Annotated in this window: 12 protein-coding genes; 10 read left to right on the plus strand and 2 right to left on the minus strand. The window is 56.5% G+C overall.

Going from position 1 to position 17015, the window contains the following annotated elements:
• The first annotated feature begins 6 nt into the window (after window positions 1–6).
• The 9 genes from VLX68_11465 to VLX68_11505 all read left to right on the plus strand — a co-directional run bounded on the left by VLX68_11465 (window position 7) and on the right by VLX68_11505 (window position 13207).
• A complete protein-coding gene (locus VLX68_11465; protein HUI92855.1) occupies window positions 7–1422 on the plus strand; it encodes a radical SAM protein in 1416 nt (471 codons plus the stop codon).
• 104 nt (window positions 1423–1526) lie between these two features.
• Window positions 1527–2159 (plus strand): TetR/AcrR family transcriptional regulator, encoded by a 633-nt coding sequence (locus VLX68_11470; protein ID HUI92856.1) that lies wholly within the window; start codon window positions 1527–1529, stop codon window positions 2157–2159.
• The gene (locus tag VLX68_11475) at window positions 2156–3154 is read left to right on the plus strand and encodes an HlyD family secretion protein (GenBank protein ID HUI92857.1); all 999 of its coding nucleotides are present in this window, start codon (window positions 2156–2158) and stop codon (window positions 3152–3154) included. The genes VLX68_11470 and VLX68_11475 overlap by 4 nt, the downstream gene beginning before the upstream one ends.
• A 6-nt stretch (window positions 3155–3160) precedes the next feature.
• Window positions 3161–4753 carry a DHA2 family efflux MFS transporter permease subunit gene (locus VLX68_11480; GenBank protein ID HUI92858.1) on the plus strand — a complete coding sequence of 531 codons (1593 nt, stop codon included), beginning with the start codon at window positions 3161–3163 and terminating at the stop codon, window positions 4751–4753.
• 38 nt (window positions 4754–4791) lie between these two features.
• On the plus strand, window positions 4792–6162 hold the full coding sequence (locus VLX68_11485) for a TolC family protein (protein ID HUI92859.1): 1371 nt from the start codon (window positions 4792–4794) through the stop codon (window positions 6160–6162).
• A 154-nt stretch (window positions 6163–6316) separates the two neighbouring features.
• A complete protein-coding gene (locus VLX68_11490) occupies window positions 6317–7390 on the plus strand; it encodes an efflux RND transporter periplasmic adaptor subunit (GenBank protein ID HUI92860.1) in 1074 nt (357 codons plus the stop codon).
• Between the two features lie 9 nt (window positions 7391–7399).
• Entirely contained in the window at window positions 7400–10474 is a 3075-nt protein-coding gene (locus VLX68_11495; protein HUI92861.1) for an efflux RND transporter permease subunit, read from the plus strand.
• A 151-nt stretch (window positions 10475–10625) separates the two neighbouring features.
• Window positions 10626–11936 carry a TolC family protein gene (locus tag VLX68_11500; protein ID HUI92862.1) on the plus strand — a complete coding sequence of 437 codons (1311 nt, stop codon included), beginning with the start codon at window positions 10626–10628 and terminating at the stop codon, window positions 11934–11936.
• Window positions 11937–12124: 188 nt separating this feature from the next.
• Window positions 12125–13207, plus strand: a complete 1083-nt coding sequence (locus VLX68_11505) for a serine/threonine-protein kinase (GenBank protein HUI92863.1) — start codon at window positions 12125–12127, stop codon at window positions 13205–13207.
• Window positions 13208–13254: 47 nt separating this feature from the next.
• On the opposite strand, the gene VLX68_11510 is transcribed toward VLX68_11505, so the two are convergent.
• Both VLX68_11510 and VLX68_11515 read right to left on the minus strand, forming a co-directional pair.
• On the minus strand, window positions 13255–13782 hold the full coding sequence (locus VLX68_11510; GenBank protein ID HUI92864.1) for a flavodoxin domain-containing protein: 528 nt from the start codon (window positions 13780–13782) through the stop codon (window positions 13255–13257).
• Window positions 13775–15283, minus strand: a complete 1509-nt coding sequence (locus VLX68_11515; GenBank protein HUI92865.1) for a hypothetical protein — start codon at window positions 15281–15283, stop codon at window positions 13775–13777. The genes VLX68_11510 and VLX68_11515 overlap by 8 nt, the downstream gene beginning before the upstream one ends.
• A 117-nt stretch (window positions 15284–15400) precedes the next feature.
• On the opposite strand from VLX68_11515, the gene VLX68_11520 reads away from it, so the two are divergent.
• On the plus strand, window positions 15401–16513 hold the full coding sequence (locus tag VLX68_11520) for a hypothetical protein (protein ID HUI92866.1): 1113 nt from the start codon (window positions 15401–15403) through the stop codon (window positions 16511–16513).
• Window positions 16514–17015: the final 502 nt, after the last annotated feature.

The following is a 17015-nucleotide window of genomic DNA, read 5'->3' on the forward strand; positions in this document are numbered from 1 at the left end:
CAGAACATGAACATCGCATTCATCACGCCGGCCGCCGACATAAGAAAATCGTTCCCCTACCGGCTCGGCAACAGCATCTATACCCGGCCCAACGCCATCACTGGGCCGCTCATCCTCGCCACCATCCTGCGCAACCGCGGCCATCACGCCGAGGTCTATGAGGAACTTTACTCGCATGTCAATCTCGAGCGGCTCATGGGCGCCGACGTCATCGGCATTTCCACCATGACCTCTACCGCTCCGCGCGCGTTCGCAATCGCCGATTATTTTAAAAGCAAAGGCAAGCGCGTGGTCATCGGCGGTATGCACGCGACGGTCGCACCGCAGGAGACGCTTGCGCATTGCGACACGGTGGTGACCGGCGAGGCAGAGGAGGTCATCGCCGACGTCATGGAGGGCCGGGCATCCGGGCCCGTGGTGGACGCAGGCCACCCCAATGACCTCGACGCTGCGCCATTCCCCGATTATTCCCTGCTCAAGACGCCCTGCAGGGAGGCGAACATCCTCACCACGCGCGGGTGCCATTACTCCTGCAGCTTCTGCAGTACCTCGCGGATGTTCTCGCCGTACCGCGAGCGCGGCGTGGACAGCGTCGTGGCGGAGATGGCGTATTACAAAGAACGCGGGTTCCGCTATGTCAATTTCCAGGACGACAATTTCACGGGCAACCGGAAGCGTGCCAAGGAGATCCTGGCGAAGGCAATCGAGAAAAACCTGATCTTCAGGGACGTGTTCTTTTTCGGCCGCGCCGACATGGTGCTCGACGAGGAGCTTCTGTCGCTGCTTTCCCGCGCGCACCTGCGCAGCGTGCTGATCGGGTTCGAGAGCCTCAACCCGGCGTCGCTGGAATACATCGGCAAGAAGATACGGCTCGAGCCCATCCTGGCCAGCGTGCCCAACCTCGGCAAATACAAGATCAAACTCCTGGCCAGCCTGGTCCTGGGGCTCGACACCGACAGCAGGGAGGACATCCGGAAAGCGGTGCGGTTCTGCCGGGACATCAACGCCTTCACGCTCCAGCCCGCGGTGCTCACGCCGTTCCCCGAGACGCCGGTGTACCGCCAGTACGCCCAGGAACAAAGAATGGTGACCAAGGACTGGCGGTATTTCGACCTCATGCACGCAACGTTCCATCCGAAAAAAATGAGCGTGGCCGAGCTCCAGGAGGAATTCTACACCGCGCTGCTGCGGTTCTATTCGTTCAGAAAATCGTTCACCATCATGAAGATCTACGGGTTCGCCGCCGGCATGCGGAGGCTCGGCCTGTGGCTCGCCATTTCTTTTGCCTATTGTGTCACGCGCCTGCTTGACAGAGGGTATTTTGCAATCCTGAAGAAATCAAGGCCGTTTGCCGCACCCCAGGCGGACGTCGACACGGCCGCCCTTGCCCCGACCGGCACGAACGGGTCCGCATCAGCGTAGGACGCTCCCTTCATCGGGCATAAAATATTTTTACCACCTCTCCCGCGCAATGGAGTATTTTACCATCTGACTTTTTTGGTAAAATAGTCAGTTTAGTAAAACCTATGGCAACAAAGACTCCTCGGGACAAGCACGAGATCATCCTCGGCGCGGCGCAAAAACGCTTTGCGCGTTTCGGCCTTGCCAAGGTGACTATGGACGAGATCGCGGCCGACCTCGGCATGAGCAAGGCCGCGCTCTATTATTATTTCCCCACAAAAGAGGACATGTTCCGCAGTGTGGTCGCTACGGAACAAAAAAATTTTATCGAGCGCATCGAGGCGGTCGTCCGCGGCACTGCAACCGCGGCCCGGAAGCTTTCAGGGTATTTTACCGAGCACCTTCGGCTGCAGGGATCGTTGCTTGACATGCGCATCATCGAGGCGCGCGTCACGGAGCCGGTCAAACCCATCATGCGCGACCTTTTCCGCAAATTCAGCATCACTGAGACGCGGTATCTGGAAACCATCATCCGCGAAGGGAAAAGGCGGCACGAGTTTTGCGTAGATTTTCCACAAGGGGCCGCGCGTCTGATCCAGCACGCGCTACAGGGACTCCGCATTCGGTTCTTCAAGACCATGGGCGACGGAGAGCCGAAACCTTCCGACATCCGGGCATACCGGGACGAAGTGCTCTATTTTCTGGAGATTTTTCTCAAAGCCATGTCACCCCAACGAAGCAGGATGAAAAACGCATGAACGCTTCTTCTTCGCAACAGTCAAAACCTGATTTCACGCAGCGGCCGCAGAACGCACCCGCAGCGCCGAACAACGGCGACCAGTCCATCGACGATGTTCCGATGTTCAAGCGCAAGCGCGTCATCATTCCCATTTTTCTTCTCATCATCGGTGTTATCGCAGCGGTGTGCGCCTGGTACGTGGTTCGTTTCTCGTCGGTCGCGACCGACGACGCGTTCGTGGACGCGTACCGTGCCACCATAAGCTCAAAGATCCTCGGCCGCATCACGGCGCTCCGGCACGACGAGGGCGACACCGTGCGGCAGGGCGACACCCTCGCGGTGCTCGACGACACCGACCTGCGCGCCCAGCTTGCGAAAGCGGAAGCGTCGCTGCGGCTCATCACGCGCAGTGTAGAGATCTCGTCGGTCAATCGCGACAAGGCGATCGACGATTTCGAACGCATCGAAAAGCAGTACAAGAACCAGATCGTGTCGCAGGAGCAGTACAACCACGCCGACAACGCGCGCAAGCTCGCCGAGGCGCAGATCGACCGCGACCAGGCGCAGGTCGCCACCGCACAGGCCGATCTCGCCATAGTAAAGACGCAGCTCGCCAACACCGTGATCACCGCCCCGTTTTCCGGCGTGATCGCGCGCCGCTGGGTGCTTGCAAGCGACGTCGTATCGCCGGGACAGGCCATCTTTTCCATGTTCGATGACAAGCACGTGTGGGTGACGGCAAACTACGAGGAGACCAAGCTGCGGGAGATTCGCCCGGGCATGCCCGTGCAAATCTCGATCGACGCGTTTCCCGGCATCGTCGTGAAGGGGAAGGTGGAAAGCATCGGAAGCTCGACCGCCTCGGAATTCGCGCTCATTCCTCCGAGCAACGCATCGGGGAATTTCACCAAGATCACGCAACGCGTGCCGATAAAGATCGCCGTTGTCCAGGTCCCGGCCGGAGTGTCACTGCTGCCGGGCCTGTCGGCATTCGTCCGGATCTTTCCGAGATAGGCCTCCATGCTGAGACAGCGATTTGTCAATAACATCCCTTCGCTCCACCATGAACACGGTTCGTACAAATGGTGGGTGCTTGTCAACATCATGATCAGCGGGTTCATGGTGGTGCTCGACAGCACCGTGGTCAACACCGCCCTGCCGAAGATCATGGCTTCGTTCGGCATTTCGGTGGACGTGGCGCAGTGGATCCTTACCGCCTACATGCTCGCATTCGGGATCATGCTTCCCACCTCGGGATGGATCGCGGACCGCTTCGGCTACAAACGCACCTATGCCGCGGGCCTTGCCGTGTTCACGCTGTTTTCGTTCCTCTGCGGCATTTCGTGGAGCGAGAAATCGCTGATCCTCATGCGCATCGGTCAAGGGCTCGGCGGCGGCCTGCTTCAGCCCCTCGGCATGGCCATAATCATGCGGGAATTCCCGCAGGAAAAACGCGGCATGGCAATGGGGTTCTGGTCCATTTCAGCGGCGGCCTCCGTTTCGCTGGGTCCCATGGTGGGCGGCTATATCGCCGACAATTTCGACTGGCACCTCATCTTCAACATCAATGTGCCCATCGGCATCATCTGTTTCATGGCCACCTGGGTGATCCAGCGGGAGTACAAGACCCAGAAGGCGCGGTCCTTCGATACGGCGGGATTTCTGTCGCTGTCGGTGTTCCTGGGGTTCCTGCTCTTTGCGCTCGCAAGCGGCAACGCGCAATGGAACACGGGCGGGTGGACTTCCGACACCATGATGCTGTGCTATCTTGCGTCGGCGGTCGGGCTGGTGGTGTTTCTCGTGACCGAGTTCAACGTGAAGTCCCCGCTTGTGAACCTGAAGCTTCTTTCCAAATACAATTTCGGGCTCACGAACGTGGTGATGTTCATCTTCGGCATCGGGATGTTCGGCAGCGTGTTTCTCATCCCGCTTTATCTTCAGAATGTTCTTGGGTACACGGCGTTTGAATCGGGAATGGTCCTTTTTCCCGTGGGAATCATTCAGGCCACCGTCGGGCCCATTGCCGGGTATACGTCCGACAAGATAAACCCGAAGATCCCGATCTCCATCGGCATCGCGCTGTTTACGACGAGCTTTCTTCTCAATACCCGTCTGTCAATTTTCTCCGAACACGCGCAGATCATGCTTCCCATGTATTTGCGCGGCGTGGCGATGGGCCTCATGTTTTCGCCGCTTTCCTCGGTCGCGCTTATCGAGATAGGCAGGCACGAAATGGCCCAGGCCTCGGGATTGATCAATGTGATCCGGCAGATTGGAGGCAGTTTCGGGGTCGCGATTCTGCAGACGCTTCTGACGCAACGCGTCATTTTCCACACGGTCACCGCCGGCGTGACCCTTGATCCCTCGTCGCCGGTGTTCACCCGTTCGATGAGGGCTCTGCAGACCCATGTGATTCACGCGGCGGGGTCCGCGCCGCAAAACGCGGTCGTGCAGGCGTCCATGCAGCTGCTGTCGCATTTTACACAACAGGTGTTTGTTTGGGGAATCAACGACGCCTTCTTCTATTCTGCCGCGTGCACCGCGGCGTGCCTTGTGCCGGTGTTGATCTTGAGGACAAGACGAAAACCCGGCATACCGTTGATGGGCGGGTAACATTCGTGAACATCGATGCACGATAAAAAACGGAGATCATGATGCACAAACGACATATCCGGCGGTGGACGCTGGTGCTGTGCCTGAGCGGGATTTCGGCCGCGGCCGCTCAGACGCACGATTCGATAACCTTGCCCGAAGCGGTTGATCTGGCACTTAAAAACAACGCGGCGCTTGCCGCGGCGCAACAGGGACTTTCTGCGGCGCAGGCGAGAACCGACCAGGCGAGAACCGGATGGTGGCCGACGGTGAGCGGAACCGCGTCGTACACGAATTTGTACCCTCTTGAAAAAATGAACCTGCCGCTACCGTTCCCGATATACAAGGACCCAAATACCGGTTACTGGGAAGTCACCCCAAAGAATATCCCTTTTCAATTATACCCCGCCGACAATTGGGACATTCACGTGGGGGCCGAATACCTGCTGTTCGATTTCGGCAAACGACAGAAAGCAATTGCGCTCTCTCGCATTGGCGAACATGCGCTTCAGACCGGGACCGATCTTGCCGCCAAGGCCGTGAGCTACCAAACGATCATCGCATTTGAATCACTACTAGGCAGCGCCCAATTGATTGCCGCCAAACAGGAAAACATCGGTAACTTAAAGGAGCACCTCGATTTTGTCAAGAAGAGACTGGCAACGGGAAGCGCGACCGAGTTTGACGTTTTAAGATCCGAAGTCGATCTTACCAATTCCCAGACCGAGCTTACCAATCTCAACAATGACCATGCCAAACAACAAATCGATTTCCGCCTCCTGCTTGGGCTTGCGGAATCGGCGCCCGCTAACTGCACGGGTAACTTCGACTCCAGCTTCAAGGAACCTCCCAAGGACTCGCTTATTGATGAGGCACTCAAGCAAAGGACCGAGATCGCTCTCCTTGATACCGCAATGAAGATTGCGCAGGTGCAGCTGTCCCTTGCACGCCTCGAAATGACCCCTGCGCTCACCGCGCACGTTTCTGCCGGAGAGAAGAACGGATACTTTCCGAACCTCGACCAGCTGCAATTCAACACGGTCGCCGCTGCGCAGATTACCGCCCCCATCTTCGACGGTCGCAGGACCCATTATCATATCATGGAACTGAAAGCCCATCTCGACAGCCTCCGCATAATGCATGATGATCTCTTGCGTCGCGTTCGCACCGACGTGCTCAAGGCAATTGCAGATGTCAAGAGCGCCCATGAAAACCTCTCGGAGGCGGCCGAAAATATCCGTCTCGCCAGCGAGTCCAGGCGCATTGCGAAGCTGCAATATGAGGCCGGTGTCATTCCCAATCTTGACCTGCTCGACGCCGAGAACAAGTATACGCAGGCGAAATTCTCCAGGGTGCAAAGCGAATTCCGGTATACGCTCAGCAAATACGCGCTTGACCAGGTCACGGGAAAAATGCCTGATGTGAAATAGCGGACCATCGATGAGCGAAAAACATTAACCGGTAACGGAGTGGATGCACGGATGGTCAAATACAGTTTTATTGCGGAATAAACATGTTGCTCATAAACACGATATATTTTTTTGAACGATCCAATCAACAATTTTTCAAAGAACCACTTTTACTATGAAAAAGAACCTGACGATAATCTTGGGGTTGATGCTGCTTGCGTGCTTTTTCTGCTCCTGCAAGTCCAGGGCTCCCGATCCGAAGGCTGCGGCCGGGGCCAACAAATTCAACGCGACACCCCTTGTCGAGGGGTTCGTCGTGAAATCAAGCGTGGTGGTCCAGTCGATTTCCATCTCGGGCACCCTGATGCCGTTCGAGGAGACCGTTCTCATGCCCGAGGTGACGGGCCGCGTGGTGGCCATAAATCTTCCTGAGGGGAAATTCGTCAAGCAGGGCACCCTGCTTGTAAAACTTTTTGACGACGATCTCCAGGCAAGCCTTCGCAAATCGCAAACCCAGCTTGATCTTGCGAAAGTGACCCAAAAGCGCCAGGCGGAACTGATTAAGGTAAACGGCCTGAGCCAGTCGGACTACGACCAGGCCGTGCTGCAGGTAAGTTCGATCAACGCCGACATCGAGGTGCTCAGGGCGCAGATCCGCAAGACCGAGGTGCGTGCGCCGTTCGACGGAATCATCGGGTTGCGCAACATCAGCCTTGGAGCGGAAGTGACGCCGCAAACCGCGCTTGCCACCATCCGGGACGTGGCGCGCCTCAAGCTCGACTTTGCCGTGCCGCAGAAATACGGCGCCACGCTGCGGCCGGGCATGATGGTTATATTCACCCTCGAAGGCATCGACGCAAAATACGAGGCCACGGTGATGGCCACCGAGGAGGGCGTGGACGAGGCAACGCGAAACCTCAAGGCAAGGGCCATGGTGAAAAACACTGAATTGCTCCTTAAGCCCGGCTCGTTTGTAAATGTCGAGCTCGAACTCGGAAAAGAAGCCAATGCCCTGATGGTGCCCACACAGGCCATCATCCCGCAAGAGCTCGGCAAACAGGTGATTCTCGCGAAAGACGGCAAGGCAAAATTCGTGTCTGTGAAGACCGGCATCCGCCAGGCTTCGCTGATCGAAGTGGTGTCGGGCATTGCGGAAGGCGACACGATAGTCACCACGGGACTGCTCTTCCTTAAACCGGGCGCAGACCTCAAGTTCTCCAAGATATCACAGCACGAAGGCGGCCGGTAGTACCCTGCCATGACCCTATCAGAATTTTCACTCCACCGCCCCGTAGCCTCCATCGTGATGAGCCTCATCATCGTGCTGCTCGGCGCGGTCGGCTTTACGTTTCTGGGTGTGCGTCTGTATCCGGCAATCGATCCGCCTACCATCGGCGTCCGGACCAACTATACCGGGGCGAACGCCGACATCATCGAATCGCAAGTGACCGAGCCCCTGGAAAAGGCGATAAACGGCATCGAGGGGATCAAATCGATCTCTTCCACTTCGGCAATCGGCATCAGCTATATCACCGCGGAGTTCAACGTGGGCGCCGACCTCGAAAAGGCGGCCAACGACGTGCGTGACAAGGTCTCCCAGGCCGCACGCAATCTGCCCCAGGACATAGACGCGCCTCCGGTGGTCTCCAAGGCCGACGCCAACAGTGACCCGGTCATCACCGTTTCGGTGATGAGCACCACCATGAATGCATTGGAACTTTCCGACTATGCCGAAAACATCCTTCAGGAGAAACTTCAAACGATTCCCGGCGTGAGCTCGGTGGTGCTGTTCGGTCAGCGACGGCCCTCGATGCGGCTGTGGCTCGATCCGGAAAAGATGGCAGCCTACGGCATCACACCGCAGGATGTCAATGCCTCCCTTGACAAGGAAAACGTGCAGCTGCCGGGCGGCAAGCTTACCGGGAAGTCGACCGAGCTCATCGTCAATACGTTCGGCCAGCTCGTTACCGAAGACGATTTCAACAATCTGATCGTTCGGCAGACAAACGATCAGATTGTCCGCTTCCGCGACATCGGCGAGGCGGCGCTCGGCCCGGAGAATCCCGAGACGATCGTGAAGCTCAACGGCACCGAGGGCATTTCGCTCGCGCTCCTTCCGCTGCCCGGCGCGAACACCATCGACATCGCGGACGAGTTCTACAAACGCTATGCCGAAATCCAGAAGACCCTTCCGCCGGGCGTCAAGCTGGAGATCGGCTACGACAAGTCCAAATTCGTGCGCGAGGCCGTGAGTGACGTCCGGATGACGATCGGTATCGCCCTGTTCCTGGTGATCCTCATCGTTTTCCTGTTCTTCAGGAATTGGATCTTGGCCCTGCGGCCGCTCCTTGACATTCCGGTATCGCTCATCAGCGCGTTCTTCATCATGTACGTGTTCGGATTTTCCATCAACGTGCTCACCCTGCTCGCCGTGGTGCTGGCCACGGGCCTCGTGGTGGACGACGGCATCGTGGTGACGGAGAATATTTTCAAGAAAATCGAGCACGGCATGGGCGTCTGGGAGGCCTGCATCAAGGGAACCCAGGAAGTGTTCTTTGTGGTGATCGCCACGTCCATGACGCTTGCCGTGGTGTTTATTCCCGTGATCTTCCTGCAGGGGTTTACCGGCAGGCTGTTCCGTGAATTCGGAATTGTATTGGCGGGGGCCGTGTTGGTCTCGGCGTTTGTGGCGCTCACCCTCACGCCGGTGCTCAACCTGAAACTCGGAGCAATCAGAACGGAACACTCTGGCTTCTACAAATCGACCGAACCCTTCTTCCTAGGGCTGGACGCCGGATACAGGCGGCTCCTTGCCTGGTTCATGAAACGCAAATGGCTCTCCATCGCCATTCTCATCGCCTGCGCGGCAATCATTGTGGTGCTTTTTAAAATGCTCAAGTCCGAGCTTGCGCCGCTCGAAGACCACAGCCTTATTCGGGCGAACATCACGCTTCCGGAAGGAACCGGATTCGATTACACACAGAATCTGGTCGACCGTATCGCGCAACTCGAGATGGACAGCATCCCCGAGATGCGGCTTATTTTTGCCGGCGTCGGATTGGGGGCCGGCGGGACCAACACAGGCTCGGTCCAGACGTTTCTCGTGGAGCCGAACGAACGAAAGGCCAGCCAGCAGCAGGTCTTCGACAGGCTGGCCAAGATGTACAGGAGGTTTTCCGCCGCGCGTGTCGTGCCCAATCAGGAACAAACCATTACCACGTCGCTATCGGCGGGGCGGCAGCTTCCGGTGCAGTTCGTCATACAGAACCTTGATTTTGCCAAGCTGCAGGAAGCGCTGCCGAAATTTCTCGACGAGGCAAAGAGCAATTCGATTTTCGGCACCATCGATGTGGACCTGAAGTTCAACAAGCCCGAGATCGACCTCACCGTAGACCGGCTCAAGGCCACCGACCTCGGCGTCAACGTCATCGACGTCTCGAATACGCTCGACTATGCACTCAGCGGCAGGCGATATGCCTACTATCTGCGCGAGGGAAAACAGTACCAGGTGATAGGCCAGGTTCTTCGCGAGGAGCGCGACAAGCCGGCCGACATCACCTCGCTCTACGTGCGGAGCAACGGCGGTCAGCTGATCCAGCTCGACAACCTGGTGAAGATGACCGAAAACAGCGCCCCGCCCACGCTGTATCACTACAACCGTTATAAATCGGCGACCATAGGGGCCACGCTGGCGCAGGGCAAAACCATGGGCGAGGGCATCGAGGCGATGCGTCGCATCGCGAAGAAGGTACTCGACGGCACGTTCCACACCGACCTTTCCGGTCCGTCAAGAGACTTCGCGGAAAGCAGCTCAAACACGTCGTTTGCCCTGGTGCTCGCGCTGTTCTTTATCTATCTCATTCTGGCGTTTCAGTTCGAGAGTTTTCGGGAACCGTTCATCATCATGCTCACCGTGCCGCTTGCCGCGGCGGGCGCGCTTTTGTCCCTGTGGCTCACCGGGATGACCCTGAACATCTTTTCGGAGATCGGCATGATCATGCTCGTGGGTCTTGTTACCAAGAACGGCATCCTCATCGTGGAGTTTGCAAACCAGAAACAGAAGGCGGGGCTCGGCAGGGCCGAGGCCGCGTTCGAGGCCGCGGCCGCGCGGCTGCGGCCTATTCTCATGACGTCGCTCGCCACGGTGTTCGGCGCGCTGCCCATCACGCTCGGCCTCGGCGCTGGCGCGGAAAGCCGTAAGCCGCTCGGCGTGGTGGTGGACGGCGGTCTGCTGTTCGCGCTTATCCTGACGCTGTTCGTGATTCCGGTAATGTATACAATGATGGCGAAGGACAGAAAACCAAAACAAAGTCAAGCTGTGGGAGTAAAATAGAAGGATAAGATAAATTTGTTCGACAATCGGTTAACGCCTCACCCCATCACCCCGACCTTCGGGCACCGCTCTTCCTCTCCGCAAGTGGAGAGGGGAAGAGGGGCTTGGGGGAATTAGGGTGAGGCGAAAACGGAAAAGAACAAACAATTACATGAATAGAATTTTCATATCATTACTTTTTATCGGCCTTGCGATAGGTACTTCCTGTGCCCAGCCGATGTTGCCCGCCGACGAGGCGGTGAGCGTCGCGCTCAAGAACAACTTCGACATTTTAGTGGCGCACAACGACGCGCAAATCGCAAAAGTCAACAATACTCCGGGAAACGCGGGCATGCTGCCGTCGGTCGCGGCCAACGGATCAGAAGAATTCTCGCAAACAAGTACGCTGACAAAATTTGTCAATCCTACCAGTATTGACACCGTCCCCAACGCCCAAGCGAATACGGCAAGCGCCACGGTGGCGCTTGCCTGGACCTTGTTCGACGGCGGCAAGATGTTCGTCACGAAACGAAAGCTCGGTGAACTGGAGAAACTGGGCGCCATCCAGTTTCGCCAGAAGGTGCTTCAAACCGCCTACAGCGTATCGGTCGCGTATTACGATGTCGTGCGCCAGAAACAGCAGCTCGTCTCGATCCGCGAGGTGATTGCCTACAATCAGGAACAAGTCAAGATCCTGCAGACGAGCTTCGGCGCTGGCCTCTCGCCCAAGACGAGCCTACTGCAGGCACAGATCGACCTCAACGTGTTCAAGGAAAACGCGCTGGCACAGGAATCGGTGATCAGGGACGCGAAGCGCGCGCTCAACGTCCTACTGGCCAGGAACCCGGACACGTCGTTCGAGGTTGTCGATTCCATTCCGTTAACCTATGTCCCGGACAGGGACAGGCTCATGGCGCAGGTGAGTTCCAGCAACGTGGATATAGCGGCGTTCCAAAAGCAGGTGGAAGTCGCCCGGCTGAGCCTTGAAGAAGCTCGGTCCCTTTTCTTTCCGCGGCTGCTCTTTTCCGCCGGCTACGGCGTTTCGCGCATCGACAACACGCACACGTCCCCCACCACCCCTTCGTGGAGCTGGGGCTACGGACCGCAGGTGGGCGGAACGCTCACTATTCCTTTGTACCAGGCCGGAAACGTGGTGCGTCAAGTGAAGGCCGCCCGGCTGTCGCTTGAGTCGTCGAAGGATGCGCTCGAAAGCGAAAAACAGCTCGTCGCGTCGCAGTTGAGCAGTGCGCTTGACGAATTCGAAAACCAGCGCGGGCTGCTTGCCATTGAAAAGGCAAACGACGCCCTCGCCAAGGAGAACCTCGATATCTCCATGGAACGGCTGCGGCTGGGCCAGTCGACTTCTCTGGAACTGCGCCAGGCCCAGGAGAGTTTTGAAGATTCGCGCACCCGCCTCATCAATATAGAGTTCAATCTCAAGGCGGCGGAAACAAAGCTCAGGCAGCTCACGGCCGAACTCTGATTTGCCGTGGTTTGCTTTATCGCAATGCAAAAAGTATATATGTAAACGATGCCGAGCGGTCTTTGCAAAAGGGACTGGGCGCCTGGCATTTTTTCTTCTCGCTGCGTGCCGGCAGCGGCTTTGACGCCGGCATGCCTCGTACACGAAAAATTTACAATCTTTCTTAGTGAGAACAGGATCCCCCCGTCATGGACTCACTCGTCGAGCGCATCGGCAAAATCCCCTTTCGGCTCACCATGCAGGCGTTTTCGCGGCCGTCCGACGAGACGTTGCTCAAGCGGTATTTCGAGCTCATCCGCGCCACCTTCAAGAGGCACAAGCCCCCTATCGTATTAGGCGAGCACATCGGCTCGGGCGGGTTCGCCGACGTTTTCAAGGCGACGTCGAGTTACGGCAGCGTGTCTGATTTCGCCATCAAGATCCTGCGCGGCGACCTGCTCGAGGTCAAGCGGGGCAAGGGAGGCGCGCAGCAGGAAGACGAGATGCGCGTCAAGGAAATGAAGCGGCGGTTCACCAACGAATCATACGTGCAGTGGGACCTTTCCCAGAGCCTCTCGGACACGGTGGCGCACAGCGTGGTGCGGGTGTTTGACTTCGGAGAATTCGACCACGAAAACAATTTCAGGTTCATCCTCATGGAACAGATGGGAGCCACGCTCCGCGGGTTCCTTAACGACCGGAAGCAGTCTGGGGAATCGTCCGACGCGCTTTTGTACAAGACGAAGCTCATGCTCACCATTGCGGAAATCATCAGCAACGTGCACACCGAGGGCATTTTCCACCGTGACATCAAACCCGAGAACATTTTGTTTCCCCGCAGCTTTTCCCTGCCGCGGCCCGGCGACGACGAGTGGTGGCGAAGAGGACAGACAAAAAAAATCGAGGTGAAGCTCGCGGATTTCGGCACCGTGCGCTGGGTGAGATCGTACGCGTCGAACTTTGACGGCGTGATCATCGGCTCCCAGTTCTACATGTCGCCTGAGCAGATCAGCAATCCGGAGCACCTCGACCAGCGCACCGACATATACTCCTTCGGCGTGGTGTGCTATGAACTGCTCACCGGCGCGCACCCCAAGATCGTCAACAAAGACACTTCGAACCTGCTGCTCAAGCTCGCGCAGGAGCGGCCCCTGCTCAGAACGCCGCCAAAGGGGTTTGAGGATCTGCAGGAGATCATCGTGAAATGCATGGGAAACATCCGCGAGCGGTACCAGTCCATGGAGCAGGTGGTGACGGATCTGCGGAGGTTTTATGAAAAGGCGGCGGGGTAGAAACAATAAAATTTAAATTCCTGCCTGCCAATCCGGTGAAGTCTTTCCTACGAAGCCCCGCCCTTGGATAAGACCATGGTCGCCAGGCTTTCCGACCACGCCGCTATCTTGTTCCAGTCGCGGCAGTCCTCGGTTTTGACCTTGCCCGACTTGTCCCTGCGCATGACCCAGCCGAAAAAACCTCCCAGCTTCGATAAGTCGAACGCGCCAGCGAAAACGCCGGTCATGTCCGGCGCCCTTATCCTGACCAGCGGCCTGAGATACGCCTCGGCGGCCGCGCGGTTTTTCGGCGTGTCTTCCTTCATAGTCATGCAGACGCAGAAATAGGCGACGGTTTTTCCGGCAAGGCCGGCGCGGTTCTTCCTTACGAACGCACGCGCCTCGCGCATGAGGAACCCGGCCCGCACCGGGCTTCCCACGACCACTGTGGAATACCGGGAAAGGTCAAGGCCATGGTTGACAATGGAAACATCGGCGCTAATGCCCTTGACGCACAGCGTTTTGGCGATGGCGTTGGCGATGCCGTTCGTTGATCCGGTTCGGGAGGCATAGGCCACGAGTGCGCGGTCAGCCATGGCGGTTCCTTTCAGATGATTCTTCCTGAAAAAGAAATTTTATCGCCAGCATTTCCAGAGGATGCAATAGCGGCGCGAATCCGGTCACCATCGTCGTTGCAGACGCCGGCGCGCTCTGGCCGGACTCACCCGATGCGTTGAGAGCGGATATTTTGTAGTAATACGTTACGCCTGCAACGAGGCCGGTATCGGTAAACGTGTCCGTCGACGCATTCCCGACAAGCGAATAGGCGCCTGTGTCAACGGTGTCCCGGTAAATATTGAACGAGGCGGCGCCGGCAACCGTCGACCAGGTCGTCATGATTGCCGATTTTGAAACGGCCGCGGCGGAAACACCCGACGGCGGTTGACAAATAGTTATTGCGCTTATGGACGGACTTCTTACCGATTCTCCGAAGCGGTTGACCGCGCTTATTTGGTACGTGTGCGTTGATCCCGCGGCAAGGCCCGAATCGATGAACTGGTTTGCTGCAGCAGTGTCGGCGGCAACGGATGCCGCCGTGGAAAAAGAATCGCGGTACACGTTATAGGATGAAGCTGCCGGTACGCTTGGCCATGTCAGTTTTATGCTAGAACTGGAAATCCCCGCGGCGGAAATGTTTGATGGCATTCCCGGAATGGTAAACGAACAGAATACGGAAGACAGGCTCGATTCGCCCGAGCTGTTGAGGGCGCTTAATTGATAGCAATATGTTCCTGAAAAAAGGTTTGTGTCGCTGAAGCTGTCCGCTGTAACGCTTGCGATCACTGTAAACACTCCTGTGTCAACGGCGCTTCGATAGATATTGTAGGATGATGCGCCTGTCACGCCGGACCATTTGATTATTATTTTAGAGCTGGTTTGTCCGCTGGCCTGCGTGTCAACAGGTGTTGCCGGCACGGTGATCGTGTTTTTAATAAACGACACCCCTGATATCCCGTTATTATTCACCGCCTTTATTTTGTAGAAATACCGTGTCCCGTTTGCAAGCCCGGAATCAACGAGCGTGTCTGTTGTTGCGGTTTCGCTGAACAAAAAAGCCCCGGTGTCGACGGTGTCGCGGTACACGGTGTACGACGCCGCGCCGACTACGGGCGTCCAGGTGACCATGATGCGCGTGGCCAGTGTGCATTTTGCCGCAACCATTCCCGGGATGGCAGTGGTTCCAAGGACCGCCGCGGATTGCCCTGATTCGCCCAGATTGTTCAGCGCGCTTACCTTATAGTAATAGATCGAGCCCGGAACAAGGCCGGTGTCGTTATAAATATTTTTCGTCACCGTATCAACCGCCACGAACATGCCGTTATCGTTTGCGCTTTTAAAAACCCTGTACGATGTCGCATTGATGATGCTGACCCATGAAACGCTTATGGCGGACATGGAAATTCCGGTTGCCGAAACACTGAGGGGCGTCGGCGGGATCGAAGGCCCGGGCGCGGTGGACGGAGCCGCACAGAACATCAGCAGCGCAACGGCCGCAAGGGTAACGAAAAAAATATAGCGGAGGATACGCATGGACATAGACAAATATACTATAAAATAGGAATTGCATAGGTTCTAGTTTTTCAGCCTTGGCTGGACAATGAAGAAATGGTATGATTAATCATTGGGGTATATCTCAATCCAAAAGGGGATCCAATGCGAACATCGCACATTCGCGCCATTGCCGGGCTTGCGTTGCTCTCCGGGCTGCTGTTTGAATGCGGCAACGGCAACAGGGCCGTGGACAACGGGTATGTCCAGAACCCGCTTTCCAATCCGCAAAACGGCCCGCCCGCGGGAAACGCCGACAGTTCCTGCCCGGTCCCGGCTGCGGCCGGGCTCGAGGACGTTTCAAACCCCGACCATGTCATCGGCACCGGCACGCCCGAAAGCTGCACGCCCGAGGCGTTCATTGCGGCCGTGGCCTCGGGCGGGAAAATCGTTTTCAACGGTGGAACGCAGCCGTTCACCATCACGCTTTCCCGGCCCGCAAAGGTATTCAACGATTCCAACCCCAGCATCGTGATTGACGGAGGGGGAATCGTCACCTTGAGCGGCGGCACCGCCACGCGCATCCTGTACATGAACACCTGCGACTCAAACCAGCATTGGACCACCTCACATTGCCAGAACCAGGACAGCCCGCACCTCACGGTGCAGAACCTCACCTTCATCAACGGCAATTCCACGAGCGAGGCCACCTATGACGGCGGCGGCGCCATCTGGGCCCGCGGCGGCAGATTTAAGGTTGTCAACTGCCGTTTTTTCAACAACGTGTGCGGCCGGATAGGCCCGGACGTGGGAGGCGGCGCGATCCGGGTGTTCAGCCAGTACAACAACCTGCCTGTCTACATTGTCAATTCAACGTTCGGCGGCGACAGCGGCTACGGCAACGTGGCGTCAAATGGCGGCGCTATCAGCAGCATCGGCGTGTCGTGGACGCTCATCAACTGCCTGTTCTCGTATAACAAGGCGATCGGCAACGGCGGCAATCCCGCCCAGTCCGGCACGCCCGGCGGCGGCAGCGGCGGCGCGATTTACAACGACGGAAACACCATGACCCTGTCCCTGTGCGGGTGCCGCATCGAGCACAACCAGGTGAACGCGTTCGGGTCCGCGATCTTTTTCGTGACCGACGACCACACGGGAAATATCATCATCCAGAATTCAGTGATACGGAACAACGTCGGCGGGTCGTGGTATCCCTTGCCGGGGATTTCGATGTTCAGCGATACGAGGATTGATACGGTGAATTCGGTGATCGAGTAGAAAAAATAAAGTAAATGAAAAACAAATTAATAAAAATCCTTGTAGTCATTGCGTTGCTTTGCTATTTCCAAATATTCTGGAATATGTTTGCTTATGTTATAGGGGACCTTTTTTGGAATGGTTTGTGGGTTGGTATTTTTATTATGAATTCTAATCGGGATGTGTTATCGTATGAAGGCTGTCTTTTTATTTTTTCAATTATTACTATTGTTCTTTATTGTCGTTTTATCCCAACCAGACGCTGGATAATGAATTTCACCTTGGTATTTTATTTTCAATTATTGCGGATGCCATTTGAATCTAAATTGTTTGAAGTGTTTGCGGGTATGAAACTACCAGGTTCCTTTACAAATCTTAAAACCATAACGGCATACTTTCTTTTAATTGGTTTTGTTTTCGTTATTATGCTTAATTTCTTATTTCACAAATTAAAGCACCGGCTCAAGATCGCCTCTGATAATAAAGGCACATAAAGCCAAAATATGTTTTATGCTGATGGTGA

The organism is Chitinivibrionales bacterium, from assembly GCA_035516255.1.
Taxonomy (GTDB): Bacteria; Fibrobacterota; Chitinivibrionia; order Chitinivibrionales; family FEN-1185; genus FEN-1185.